The sequence below is a fragment of the Streptomyces noursei ATCC 11455 genome, from assembly GCF_001704275.1.
In the GTDB taxonomy this organism is placed as follows: Bacteria; Actinomycetota; Actinomycetes; order Streptomycetales; family Streptomycetaceae; genus Streptomyces; species Streptomyces noursei.
Map to the genome: position 1 here is coordinate 4,267,054 of NZ_CP011533.1, position 12,304 is coordinate 4,279,357.

The window sequence follows — 12,304 nt, forward strand, 5'->3', positions numbered from 1 at the left end:
CAGCGTGAGCTGGGGGGGAGGCTCACACCGAGTGCGCGCTCTTGTAGTCGGCGAGCCGCAGCCCGTGCGCGTCGGCCAGCGCGGCGATGTCGAGGACCTGCTGGCGGCTGATGTTCCCGTAGGAGTAGTGCCGGTCGATGCCGGCCAGGCCCATCAGCGCGGTCTCCGCCATGCAGGCGAAGAGCTGGCCGGCCTCCAGGAAGGCCCGCGCCGAGGGGTGCAGGCTCTCGCCGTTGGGGGTCGCGACGATGCCGCCGAGCATGTACGCCAGGTCCGGGCGCCGGACGGTCAGGTCCGGCACCGCGTTGTTGGGGACCGCGATGTCGCAGACCACCGCGTCGGGCGCGAAGTGCTCCCCGGTCAGGAACGGCTCGGGGCTGTTGGAGGCGCACAGCACCAGCTGCGCCTCGCGGAGCGCGTCGGTGTCCTGGGTGACGGTCAGGAACGGGTCCTGCCCGTACCGCTCCTCCAGGTGGGCGGCGATCGCCTTGCCGCGCTCGGCGTCGTCCGCGCCCTCGGGGGACGGTCCGTCGGCCAGCCACTTGGTGATCAGCGGCTCCTCGGCGAGCCGGGCCGGGATGCCGGTCAGTTCGCCGCCGGCCGCGATCCGCGCCCAGACCTCCTGGTAGATGCCGTGCACGGTGCCGCGCAGCCGACGCGCCGAGCCGTCCCTCCGGCTGCCCACCAGCACGATCCGCTCCAGCTTCTCGGCGAACAGCTGGCTGTAGACGGACGCGATGTTGCCGGCCGCGCCGACCACCGCCAGGGTGGCGTCGGCGACCGCGAAGCCGCGGTCACGCGCGCCGCGCTCCATGGCCCGTACGCCCATCGCGACGGTCAGCGCGTTCCCGGAGGTCAGCGCGATGCCGGGGACGTTCAGGGAGGTGCAGTTGTGGGTGACGATCGAGGTGTACATGCCGAGCCCGGCGACCTCGCAGCCGTCCTCGCGGGCCGCCCGCACCCGCTCCTCGACGTCCGCCCGGATCCCGGCGACGTCCCCGGACGCCAGGTAGCCGCCCATCTGCTCGGAGCCCACCATCAGCGGGTAGAGCGCGAACTCCACGGCGCTGCCCAGCGGCGAGTCGATCCGCACGCCCGGGTAGGGCGCGGCCTTCTTCACCGGGTCCATACCGAGGACGAACGAGCGCAGCGCGGCGTCGTCGAAGTCGGCCAGCGCCGGGTCCACCTGCCGCAGATGCGCCGGGGTGATCAGGTGGTTGATGAACGCCACCTTGCGGACCGGGCCGGTCACCGGGCGCGGCGCGCCCTGCTCGTAGCCCTCGACGGCGCCGCGGAAGTCGCGGATCTCCGCCCGCGGCTTGGGGATCGTCCGGTCGCTGGCCGGGTGGACCAGGTGCAGGGTGTCCTCGTAGCGCAGGATGCGGCAGAGCCGGTCCAGCGCACCGCGCAGCCGCTCGATCTCCTCGTCGGTGAGGTGCGCGGACGGCTGGATGCGCAGCACGTTGCCGGCACTGCCGGTCGGCGCGATCCGGATCCGCTCCTGGCGCAGCAGGTAGCCGGAGAGCAGATAGCCCAGCGCACCGGTGTAGGCGCTGCCGCGCAGCACCATGGAGCGGGCCTCGCCCTGGTCGCGCAGTTGGACGCCGACGAACAGGCCCTTGCCGCGGATCTCCTCGATGACGTCCGGGTAGGCCGACTTGAGGTCGGCCAGCATCTCCACCAGCCGCTCGCCGCGCTCGGTGACCTGGCGGTACACCCGTCCGTCGTCGGCCTCCAGCATCTCGACGACCTTGCGGGCGACGGACGAGGAGAAGTCGTCCATGGCGAACGTCGAGCTGTGGATCAGGTCGAACTCGCCCTGGTACAGCGACCGGCGGACCAGCATCGCGGAGACCTTGGCCAGTCCGCCGCCCAGCGACTTGGACAGCGTGTAGTAGTCGCCGCGCAGCCCGATCAGCGAGCTGGCCAGGAAGGCGCCGCAGCGGCCCATGCCGCTCTGCACCTCGTCGATGATCAGCGCGGTGCCGACCTTGTTGCAGAACAGCCGGATGGCGCGGCCCTGTTCGGCGGTGAGCGCGTGGATGCCGCCCTCGCCCTGCACGGGCTCGACCATGAAGGCGGTGATGGCGGGGAAGTCCCGTTCGACGACCCGCACCCGGCCGTCGGCCAGCTCGGTGTCGAGCAGCACCACCCGCTCGTCCTCGGCGATCCGGTCCAGCAGCTCCGGCCGGTCCATGGGGACGAAGCGGACCCGCGTGCCCAGGTTCTGGAACGGCGCGCGGAAGCCTGCGTTGTAGGTGAGCTGGACGCTGCCGACGAGCTTGCCGTGGAAGGACCGCTCCAGCGCCAGGAAGAGCGGCTTGGTGGCCAGCACCGCCGCGTTGTGCGCGCCGATCGCGGCCAGCAGCCCCTCGATGCCGGCGGCCGGGGCGGCCTGCCCCTGGAGGGCGGGCAGTTGGTGGGCGTCCGGGTCGACGGTGGCCGTGCCGCCGCGGACCGCGTCCCGGGCCGCCTGGAGGTGGGCCGCGATCTCCTCGGCGAGCGCCGCCGCCTTCGTCACCCGGACCAGCTCGGCGTGTTTGACGGCCGCCTCGACGGCCTCGGCGCCGCTGTTGCCGAAGGTGGCCAGGTACGGCTCCTTGATGCCGGTCTCCCGGCGGACCACGTCGCTGAGCGCGGCGCCGAGCCGGCCGGCCTCGCCGCGCAGCGAGAACTGGGCGTGCACCGCCCGGTTCTGGTCCAGCAGCTCCTTGGCGTGCGCGACGATCTCCGGGTGGTTGTGGCCGAGGATCAGCGAGCCGTAGCCGCCCATCAGGTCCAGGACCGGCACCAGCTCGCCCTGGTCGTCGCGGTGGTAGAGGGTGTTGCCCTCGGCCCGCTCGTACTCCACGTCCAGCCCCAGGGCGGTGAACACCCGGCCCATCTGGGGCTGTACGAACTCGGTGAACGCTGAGGTAGCTGACATTGGCTGGTGGTCTCCTAGACGAGGTGCGGCCGCTTGGCGAGCAGTGCTCCGGCGAACCCGTTGAAACTGCTGTGCAGGCTGAGGACGGAGTCGATCCGCCGCTTGCGGGCCGTCCCGGTGACGAAGTCGGTGCCGTCGTCCGGCGGGGTCGCCAGGTGCGCGATCGGCGGCAGCTCCCCGGCGGCGAACAGGCTGGGCGCCAGCGCCAGTTCGGCCAGCGGCCCGGCGGCCCCCAGGGTGCCCACGACCGGCCGCACGGAGCTGACCGGGACGCCGCTGTCCTTCAGCAGCGCGCGCAGCAGCTCGGCCTCGGCGGCGTCGTGGTGGACGGTGCCCTTGCCGTCGGCCAGCACGGCGCCGAGGGAGTCCGGCATCACCCCGTGCGCGGCCATCAGGCCACGGGCGCTCTCGGCCAGCGCGGCCGGGCCGACGCCGCTGTCCACCGCGGGCCGCAGCGCCGCGCCCAGCACCTCCACCAGCGGGCGGGCCCCGCGCGCCGCGGCGTCCCCGGCCCGCTCCAGGACCAGCGCCACCGCGCCCTCGGCCAGCACCGTGCCGTCCCGGCCGGCGTCGAAGCTGCGCAGCGGGGCCGCGTCGTGGTCGCCGGCGGTGAGGTTGCCGGCGCGGTACTGCGCCGCCAGCTTCAGCGGCTCGTTGTAGCTGCCGGCGCCGACGACCAGCGCGGTGTCGCAGTCGCCCTGGCGGAGGCTGAACGCGGCCCGCTGGAGGGCGCCCAGCGCGGCGCCGGCGTCCTGGACGAACGCCGCGCAGTCGCCGCGGAACCGCTGGGCGATGCTGACCAGCGCCAGGGTGTTGTTGTTCAGCGCCCGGATGACGGTGAACGGGTTGAACGTCGCGGCGTTGCCGAACGCCTCCGCCACCACCCGGGTGAGGTCCGCGCCGACCTGCGGCGAGGTGTCGGTACGGGCCCGGTCGAGCGCCTTGTGGAAGGCGGCCACGCTCAGTTCGGTGGAGTCGTCCTGGGCGACGTAGAGCCCGCGCCGCTCCTCGGGGATGGCCTGCCAGCTCTCGCCGGCCTGCCGCATGGCGTCCTCGGCGGCCAGCACCGCGTCGAAGGTGAACCCGGTGCCGAACTTCCGCAGCTTGTGGGGGACGCTGTCCCGGCTGAGCTGCTGGAGGTCGGCCGGGACGTGCCCGAAGTGGGTGATCTTCTTCGTCCGGACGTAGGGGTCCTGGTAGGGCGTGAGCGCCGGCCGCGCCTCGCGCCAGGCCGTCCACAGGGCCTCGGGCCCGCGGCCGGTGGGCAGCACGGCACCGATGCCGGTGACGACGACCGCGTCGGGGTCGAAGGACGGGTCGGACGCCGGCGCGAGCCCGGCGTCGTCTCCGCGGGAAGCGATGTCAGTGCTCATAACCACGCACCACCAGACTGGCGTTGAGTCCGCCGAAGCCGAAGGAATTGCTCACAGCCACCGACACCTCCTGGTACCGCGCCTTCTCCGGCACGTAGTCCAGGTCGCAGGCCGGATCCGGGTTCTCCAGATTCAGCGTCGGCGGCACGATGCCGTCCCGCACGGACAGCACGGTGGCGATCAGCTCGGGGGCGCCGGCGGCGGCGATCAGGTGCCCGAGCATCGTCTTGTTGGCGGTGACCGCCAGCTTCCGGTAGTGCGCGCCGGCCGCGAACACGTCCTTGATCGCCCGGGTCTCGATCGGGTCGTTCAGGGGGGTGGAGGTGCCGTGCGCGTTGATGGAGTCCACCGCGTCCGGCGCCACCTGGCCGTCCGCCAGCGCCCGGCTCATCGCCAGCGCCGCGCCGTGCCCCTCCGGGTGCGGGGCGGTGACCTGGTAGGCGTCCAACGAGCTGCCGAAACCGGCCAGTTCGGCGTAGATCGTGGCGCCCCGCCGCCGGGCGCTCTCCTCGCTCTCCAGCACCACCATGGCCGCGCCCTCGGCGGCCACCAGCCCGCTGCGGTCCCGGTCGAAGGCCCGGCACAGCCGGTCCCCGAACAGCTCGGACGTGGACGGCGCGCCCAACAGGTGCAGCCCGGTCATGGTCGGCAGGTTCAGCACCGAGTCGGCGCCGCCCACCACCATCGCGTCCACCTCCCCGCGCCGGATCATCCGAAAGCCGTGGCCGACGGCGTGGGTGGCCCCGGCACAGGCGGTGGAGAAGTTCAGCGCCGGCCCGCGCAGCCGGTGCCGCGCCGCGATCCCGGCCGCCAGCGCGTCGTTGGTGCAGAACAGCCCGCTGGCCCGGTCCAGCCGGTCGCGCCGCCCGAAGAGCGTCTGCCAGCCGGGCTGCCCGTCCTCGCCGATCGCGTGCAGCAGCTCGTAGGGGTCGCGCTCCGGCACGCCCGAGCCGACCGCGGTGCCGATCCGGCCCACCGTGCCCGGCCCGTCGATCCCGGCGTCGGCCAACGCCTGCGCGGCGGCGGCCAGCCCGAACCGGGCGCGCCGCTCCAACGGCCGGTCCGGGTCCGCCTCGGCGCCGTACCGCGCGGCGAACCCCGCGTCGTCGACCGGCGCCGCGTAGCGCACCGGGAAGTCCTCGACGCCGGGCAGCTGCCAGGCGCGGATCGCCGACCGGCCCGCGGTCAGGCCCTCCCACATGGTCTGCCAGTCGAGCCCCAGTCCGCAGACGGCGCCCAGCCCGGTCACCACGACGCGGCGGCTCATTTCTCGGCTCCTTCCAGTACGACGGCGCACACCTGGCCGCGTGCGCCACAGGCCAGCACCAGGGCCCGCGGGGCGGGCAGCGCCTCCTCGCGCACCGCGTCGCCGTCGGCGACCAGCCGCCGCCCGGCGGCCAGGCCGTGCAGCGCCAGCACCGCGTGCGCCAACGGGTGGGCGGGGCCCAGCACCCCGGTGGCCGGCTCGCTGGTGAACCGCGCGGGCCGGTCCGCGGCGCCCGCGAAGACCCGGTCCAGCGCGGCGTCCTGGGCCCGCGCGCCGTCCGCCGTCCAGGCGGCGTCGGGCAACACCCAGCCGATCCCGGCGGCGTCCGTGCCGGCCGTCTCCAGCGCCGCGTGCACGGCCTCGACGAGCGCCTCGGCACGGTCCTGCGGCCCGGCACCGAAGGCCCGCCCGTAGCCGGCCAGCCGCGCCCCGAGGGCCCCGGAGCCGGCCACCGGGCCGACGGGGCCGACGGAGCCGACGGGGCCGTCAGCGGCCCGCTCGGCGAGCAGGAAGGCCGCCCCCTCGCCCGGTACCGCGCCGTTCCACCCCAGCTCCTCGTACTGCGCGAAGAGCAGCGGATGCACCTTGGGGCTCACCGCCCCGACCAGCGCCGCCTCGTTCTCCCCCTCGGCGACCGACAGCGCCCCGTCGATCAGGGCCGTCAGGCCCGCGTCCGAGAACGGCGAGTACGCGGCCATGGCCCCGGTGAGCCCGAAGACCGCCGAGATGTGCGCGGCCGCGGTGCTGTTGAGGTGCGACAGCCCGCTGAACGGCGGGACCTCCCGGCCGTAGAGGGCGGCGACCTCCGCCGGCGAACCGGCGGCCTTGTGCAGTCGGTCCAGGGCACCGAACCGGAGTAACTCCTCGTCCACCGTGGGCAGTCCGAGGTAGAGCCCCCAACCGGGGCCGCCCACCGGGCCGCGCTCCGCCGGGCCCGCCAGCGCCAGCCGCGCCCCGTGGAGCGCCATCCGGGCCTGCTTCTCCGAGGTCCGCAGCACCCTGCGGTGCACCCCGAGGGTGGCCGCGTCCGGGTCGTCCACCAGGTAGGCGGTGTCGAACTCCGGCCACGGGCCCGCCAGGGCCTCGGTCGGCCGGCGGGTGTCCTTGCCGGCGACCAGCGCCTCCCACAGATCGCCCGGGTCGGTGCCGGCCGCGGTGAGCAGGCCGGGCGCGGTCAGTCGCACGTCGTGTGTCGTCATGGCCGCGCTCACCCCGCCTCGGCCAGGATCAGGGAGCAGTTCTGGCCCCCGAAGCCGAAGGAGTTGGACAGCACCGCGGTCACCCGCGCCGGGCGCCGCTCGGTGACGATGTCCAACCCGCCGGTGACCTCGTCCGGTTCGGTGAAGTTCAGCGTCGGCAGCAGCGTCTGCCGCTGGAGGCTGAGCACCGACAGCACCGCCTCGGCCGCCCCGCTGTTCGCCAGCGAGTGCCCCATGGCGGACTTGTTGCCGGTGACCGGGAGCCGCGCGGCGCGCGCCCCGAAGACGGTGTGCAGGGCCGCCGCCTCACAGGTGTCGTTGGCCTCGGTGGAGGTGCCGTGCGCGTTGACGTGGTCGATGTCCTCCGGGGCGAGCCCGGCGTCGCCGAGCGCGGCCCGCATGCACTGCGCGTAGTCCGAGCCGTCCCGCGAACTGGACGTCATCTTCACCGCCTCGGTCACCCCGGCGTACCCGGCGACCGTGGCCAGGACGCGGGCGCCGCGCGCCTCGGCGTGCGCCCGGGACTCCAGGACGAGGAAGGCCGCGCCGTCCCCGATGACGAAGCCGGAGCGGTCCTTGTCGAACGGGCGGCTGATCTGCGCCGGGTCCCGCCCGTCCGCCGGGGCGAGCGCCCCCACCCCGTAGAAGGCGGTGACCGAGGTCAGCGTGGTCAGGCTCTCGGCGCCCCCGGCGAGCGCCACGTCGAGCGCGCCGCTGCGGATGTACCGGTAGGCGCTGCCGATCGCCATGCCGCCGGCGGCGCAGGCGTCCGCGTGGGTCTCCAGGACACCGACCGCGCCGAAGTAGTCGGCGAGCGCGGCGGTGGCGGAGTCCGGCTGGATCCTCTCGTGCCGCCGCGGATCGAGTCCGCCGTCCGCGGCGGGCCCCGCGGGGTCGTCGAGCCGCTCCAGGTAGCCGTCCAGGTCCAGGGCCCCCGCCTCGTGGTCCACATGGGCGGCCAGCGCGGTGAGTTCGGCCGGCTCCATGACCATGCGGTTGCAGGCCAGGAAGACGCCGCCGCGCTCGGTGTCCAGCCGCCGCGGCAGTCCGCTGCGCTGCCATGCCTGGGCGGCGGCGTGCCAGGCGAGGACGCCGGCCGGCCCCAGCGGCCCGGCCTCTTCGGGCGCCGCGTCCGTCAGCGCCTGCCGGACCTGCGGGTCGATGTGCGCCGAGACGGCACAGGGGACGCCCCACTCCTTGTGGCGGGGGTGCTCGGTGATGAGCGTGCGTCCTTCCGCGAGGTGGTCGAACAGCGCCTCCGGGTCCGTCAGTTCCCCGGCGACCAGGCCGATCCCGGTCACCACGACCTCGTGTTCGGCCCCGTTGGGTATGTGGGGTGTCACTTGCTTTCCTTTCGCACTACTCGCACGACGAGCGACGCCTTCCGCACCGGCCGCGGACGGTCAGCCGACGGGCTGGGCGTGCCCCAGGGCGGCGAGCGCGGCCCGTACGCCCTCGGCCATCACCTCGTCGCCGGTGGCCGCCTCCAGCGCGGCGCCGCAGCCGGCGCAGATCGCCTTGCCGGACGCGGCCGGTTCGGCCTTGTCGGCACCGCACTCGGTGCAGTTCTCGGGCAGGTGGTCGAAGATCGCGTGGGTGAAGGCGGCCCAGTGCGCGCTGGTGGCCGCCGCGGCGACCTCGTACGGCCGCTGGCCGGCGTGCACCTGCTCCGCGGAGTAGCCGAACGCGCTGCGGCGCAGCACCTCGGCGGCCAGTTCGGTGATGCCGCCGCGCTCGTCGTAGAGCTGCTCGGAGCCGCCGAGCGTGGTGGCGAGCTGGTCCAGGACGTTCGACTTGGGCAGCGCCACGCCGAGCTTGGTCTCCATTTCGAAGCGGAATTCGACCAGGTCGAGGGATTCCGCACCCAGGTCGGCGACGAGGGTGGCATCCGCGGTGATCTCGTCGACATCGGTGCCCAGGACCTGGGCCAGGCCCTCCCGCACGATGTCGTGGATCTGCTCGGCCTGATAGGGGTTCTGCATGGCTCTCTCCTCGTTTTTGAGCGCTCTGGGACACCACCGTCGACCAGCCGTGAAAATTCCCGGAAAACGGCAGCAGAAATACTCGGCAGCGCATTGTCGACGCATTCGCGATAAGGTCGCCAAAAGCGCCGGACATCGCATATGCGTGAGGACGTGATTCCGCTCGGCACGCCTTTCGCGACGTCGCTCGAAACCTCGGTCGGCGACCGTCACGGCAGGCTGCCGCTCGGTGAAGAAGTTGTTGGATTGCCCGCCCAGGGCATGACATCAGGTCGTGGGTACGACCGGTTCACGCTGCGGACACAAGAGAACGGGAAAACTTCCGAACCTCAGGAAGCCCCGATTTCAGACGCCTTCGAAGGCGCTACACATGACCATCCCCCGTAGCAAATGATCCCCCGACACCTGCTTGCAAAAGAACAGGCCGTAATCATCGGCGATCACCTCGTTGTGACGCACTCGCAAAGCCCGTCCCGCCTCTCCCGGAGGCGCGGTAAAAACGCTACCAGAGCCACTTAGGGGCGTCACTCGTTTGTGCGATAGGTCACTTGACCCAGATGCCGCCGGAAGAGGTCAGCCATAAATGTTCCGTGGTAATGGGAAACTTAACGCGCCATTCACGTGGGGCGGGTTTGCTGTCCGGGCCCGCGACACAGCGGGTTACCGGCCGAAAACCTACTCGGTATCCCAACACTTTCCGGCCACCGCACCGTATTCCGGCCAGCGGCCGGATAGCGCCTCACTCGAGGGCCCCGCTCCCGGCCGACGCCCCACCGGCCGCCCCGGACCCATCGGCCCCACCGGCCGCCCCCGTCACCTCGCCCCGCTCCTCCTGGAGCCGCCGCGCGTACCCCGCCAACCGCTTCCCCAGATTCACACTCACCGCACCGACCAACCGGCCCTCCCGGTAGTGCGCCTCCACCACCTTCTCCGCACCCGGCTCCCCCTCCTCGACGACCACCCGGTCCCCGGTCCCCGGCAGCCCCACCGACTTGATCCGCAGCCCGAACGCCGACGTCCAGAACGACGGCACATGCTCGTACGGCTCGGCCGCGGCCGGCCCCGCCAACAGGTTCCGCGCCGCCAACTCCCCCTGCGCCGCCGCATTGCTCCAGTGCTCCAACGGCACCGGCCCGTCCACCGACCGCACCGCGTCGCACCACGCCACGTCCCCGGCCACCACGATCCGCCGATCGGGCACCCCGGCCACCCCCGCCGTCCGCGCGAACAGCCGCTCGTCGCAGTGCACCCGCCCGGACGGCAGCGCCAACCCGGACCCCACCAGCCACCCGGTCGCCGGCACCATCCCGATCGCCACCACCGCCACCTCGGCCGGCAGCACGCCCCCGTCGGCCAACCCGACCCCGGCGACCCGCCCGCCCTCGGCACGAAAACCCGTCACCCCGGTGCCCAGCCGCAGGACGACCCCGGCCCGCCGCGCCGCCCGCGCCACCACATCCGGCACCGTCCCGCCCAGCGCCCGCAACGGCCGCCCGAACGGCTCCACCAACGTCACCCGCACCCCGAGCCCCAGCCCGACCAGCGACGACGCCAGCTCCACCCCGACGAAACCCGCCCCGACGACGACCACCTCACGGGCCCCGCCGTCGACCGCCGCACGCAGCGCCCGGACGTCGTCCAGCCCCCGCACCGTCAGCACCCCGGCCGGCACCTCCCCGGGCCAGACCCGCGCCCGCGCCCCGGTCGCCAACACCAGCCCGTCGTACGGCACCTCCGCACCGTCGGCCAGCCGCACCCGACGCCGCTCCCGATCCAGCCCGACGGCCCCGGTCCCCCGGATCCAGCGGGCACCGAAGTCCTCGGCGCCGGCCAGCCGGATGTCGTCCGCCGTGCGGGTCCCGGCCACCACCTGCTTGGTCAACGGCGGCCGGTCATACGGGAGTTCCGCCTCGTCCGACACCACGGTCAACGCCCCGCGGAACCCCCGCGCACGCAGCGACTCACCGGCCCGGACACCCGCCAGACCCGCGCCCACCACGACGACCTCGCGCACCGCTCAGGCCCGCTCGACCGAGATCGCCCGCACCGGGCACGCCCGCGCCGCGGCCACCACCTTGTCCGCGAGCTCCGGCGCCGGGTCCGACGCGACCTGCAACCGCTCGTCGTCGTCCAGCGCAAAGACCTCCGGCGCCACCAGAGCACACTGCCCCAGCCCGTCGCACGCCTCGTGATCGACCGTGATCCGCATGCCCGACTCCCCCACTTCCCCTATGGATCAAGCAGTTGACGCGACGCGGAAGCCCCCGCCGCCCCGCCCGCGGCCGGCGGCGCCACCCCACCGGGCCCACCCCACCGACCGCCCGGGCGTCCTCACACCGTCACACCGTCTCCCGCGCATACCGCAGCGGCAGCGCCTCCAGCCCCCGGATCGCGTCCGAGGCCAGCCAGCGCACCTCACCCGCCGGAACGCCCAACTCCAGCGTCGGGAAGCGGTCCAGGATCTCGGTCAGCGCGATCGTCGCCTCCTGCCGGGCCAACCGCTGCCCCAGGCAGAAGTGCGGCCCCATCCCGAACGCGACGTGCCGCGCGGTGGCCCGCCCGATGTCGAACGTGTGGCCGTCCTCCCGCACCTCCGCGTCCCGATTGGCCGCGTTCAGCAGGAACCGCACCAGCTCGCCCTCGCGAATGGTCACCCCGCCGGCCTCGATGTCCGTAAGCGCCACCCGGTTCACCGTGGTCATCGCCGACCCCCGGAACCGCAGCGCCTCCTCCACCGCCTGGCCCACCAGCGACCGGTCCGCGCGCAGCGCGGCCAGCTGCTCCGGATGCGTCAACAGCTCATGCAACGCGTTGGCCAGCAGGTTCGTCACCGTGTCATGGCCGGCGATCAGCAGCACCGCGGCGAACGACGACAGCTCCTCGTCCGACAGCCCGGTCCCGTCCTCGAACCGCGCCGCGATCAGCTCACCGAGCAGGTCCTCCGTCGGCCGCTCCCGCTTGGCCCCGATCAGCCCGATGCAGTACGCGAACAGCTCGCCCGCCGCCGTCTGCATCGCCTCCGCCGACGGCGCCGCGGAGATGTCCATCGCCCACTTCCGGAACGGATCCCGGTCCTCGCCCGGCACCCCCAGCAGATCGCAGATCACCTCCAGCGGCATCGGGTAGGTGAACGCGTCGATGAAGTCCACCGTCCCGCTGTCGCCCAGCTTCTCCAGCAACTGCCGGGTGACCTCCACGATGCGCGGCTCCAACTGCCGCACCGCCTTCGACGCGAACGCCGCGGAGACCAGCCGCCGGTAACGGGCGTGCCCCGGGTCGTCCTGCTCCAGCAGCATCACCTGCAACCCCGGGACCAGCGCCCCGTGCGGCGCATGGGTGTGTACGTCGTTGGACAGCCGCGGATCGCTCAACAGCTCCCGGGTCAGCGCCGCACTCAGCACCGTCCACGTCTCCTGCTGGTTCAGCTGCCGGGTACGGATGATCCCGTGGTCCGCGGCGAGCCGCCCCAACTCCCGCTCCAGATCCGCCGAAGCCGCCAGCTCGGCAAGATCGAACACCTCGGACATGACACATTCCCCCCATGTCTGCCATGGATG

Annotated in this window: 10 protein-coding genes; 1 reads left to right on the forward strand and 9 read right to left on the reverse strand. The window is 73.4% G+C overall.

Going from position 1 to position 12,304, the window contains the following annotated elements; genetic code table 11:
* Positions 1-22: 22 nt before the first annotated feature.
* The 6 genes from SNOUR_RS17850 to SNOUR_RS17875 are packed head-to-tail and all read right to left on the reverse strand — an operon-like array spanning position 23 to position 8,747.
* Positions 23-2,926: an aminotransferase class III-fold pyridoxal phosphate-dependent enzyme gene (locus SNOUR_RS17850; RefSeq protein WP_067348265.1), complete on the reverse strand. Its 2,904-nt coding sequence runs from the start codon at positions 2,924-2,926 to the stop codon at positions 23-25.
* A gap of 14 nt (positions 2,927-2,940) precedes the next feature.
* Positions 2,941-4,299 (reverse strand): beta-ketoacyl synthase N-terminal-like domain-containing protein, encoded by a 1,359-nt coding sequence (locus SNOUR_RS17855; protein WP_079142749.1) that lies wholly within the window; start codon positions 4,297-4,299, stop codon positions 2,941-2,943.
* Positions 4,289-5,566, reverse strand: a complete 1,278-nt coding sequence (locus SNOUR_RS17860; RefSeq protein ID WP_067348268.1) for a beta-ketoacyl-[acyl-carrier-protein] synthase family protein — start codon at positions 5,564-5,566, stop codon at positions 4,289-4,291. Before SNOUR_RS17860 ends, SNOUR_RS17855 begins: the two co-directional genes overlap by 11 nt.
* Positions 5,563-6,765, reverse strand: a complete 1,203-nt coding sequence (locus tag SNOUR_RS17865; RefSeq protein WP_067348271.1) for a beta-ketoacyl synthase N-terminal-like domain-containing protein — start codon at positions 6,763-6,765, stop codon at positions 5,563-5,565. The genes SNOUR_RS17860 and SNOUR_RS17865 overlap by 4 nt, the downstream gene beginning before the upstream one ends.
* 8 nt (positions 6,766-6,773) lie before the next feature.
* On the reverse strand, positions 6,774-8,108 hold the full coding sequence (locus SNOUR_RS17870) for a beta-ketoacyl-[acyl-carrier-protein] synthase family protein (RefSeq protein WP_067348273.1): 1,335 nt from the start codon (positions 8,106-8,108) through the stop codon (positions 6,774-6,776).
* A 60-nt stretch (positions 8,109-8,168) separates the two neighbouring features.
* Positions 8,169-8,747: an acyl carrier protein gene (locus SNOUR_RS17875; protein ID WP_067348276.1), complete on the reverse strand. Its 579-nt coding sequence runs from the start codon at positions 8,745-8,747 to the stop codon at positions 8,169-8,171.
* A 141-nt stretch (positions 8,748-8,888) separates the two neighbouring features.
* On the opposite strand from SNOUR_RS17875, the gene SNOUR_RS46225 reads away from it, so the two are divergent.
* Positions 8,889-9,134, forward strand: a complete 246-nt coding sequence (locus tag SNOUR_RS46225; protein WP_159425874.1) for a hypothetical protein — start codon at positions 8,889-8,891, stop codon at positions 9,132-9,134.
* A 352-nt stretch (positions 9,135-9,486) separates the two neighbouring features.
* On the opposite strand, the gene SNOUR_RS17880 is transcribed toward SNOUR_RS46225, so the two are convergent.
* The 3 genes from SNOUR_RS17880 to SNOUR_RS17890 form a co-directional block, all read right to left on the reverse strand.
* Positions 9,487-10,761 (reverse strand): NAD(P)/FAD-dependent oxidoreductase, encoded by a 1,275-nt coding sequence (locus SNOUR_RS17880; RefSeq protein ID WP_067348279.1) that lies wholly within the window; start codon positions 10,759-10,761, stop codon positions 9,487-9,489.
* A 3-nt stretch (positions 10,762-10,764) separates the two neighbouring features.
* The gene (locus SNOUR_RS17885; RefSeq protein WP_067358453.1) at positions 10,765-10,956 is read right to left on the reverse strand and encodes a ferredoxin; all 192 of its coding nucleotides are present in this window, start codon (positions 10,954-10,956) and stop codon (positions 10,765-10,767) included.
* 130 nt (positions 10,957-11,086) lie between these two features.
* A complete protein-coding gene (locus tag SNOUR_RS17890) occupies positions 11,087-12,274 on the reverse strand; it encodes a cytochrome P450 family protein (protein WP_067348281.1) in 1,188 nt (395 codons plus the stop codon).
* Between the last annotated feature and the right edge of the window lie 30 nt (positions 12,275-12,304).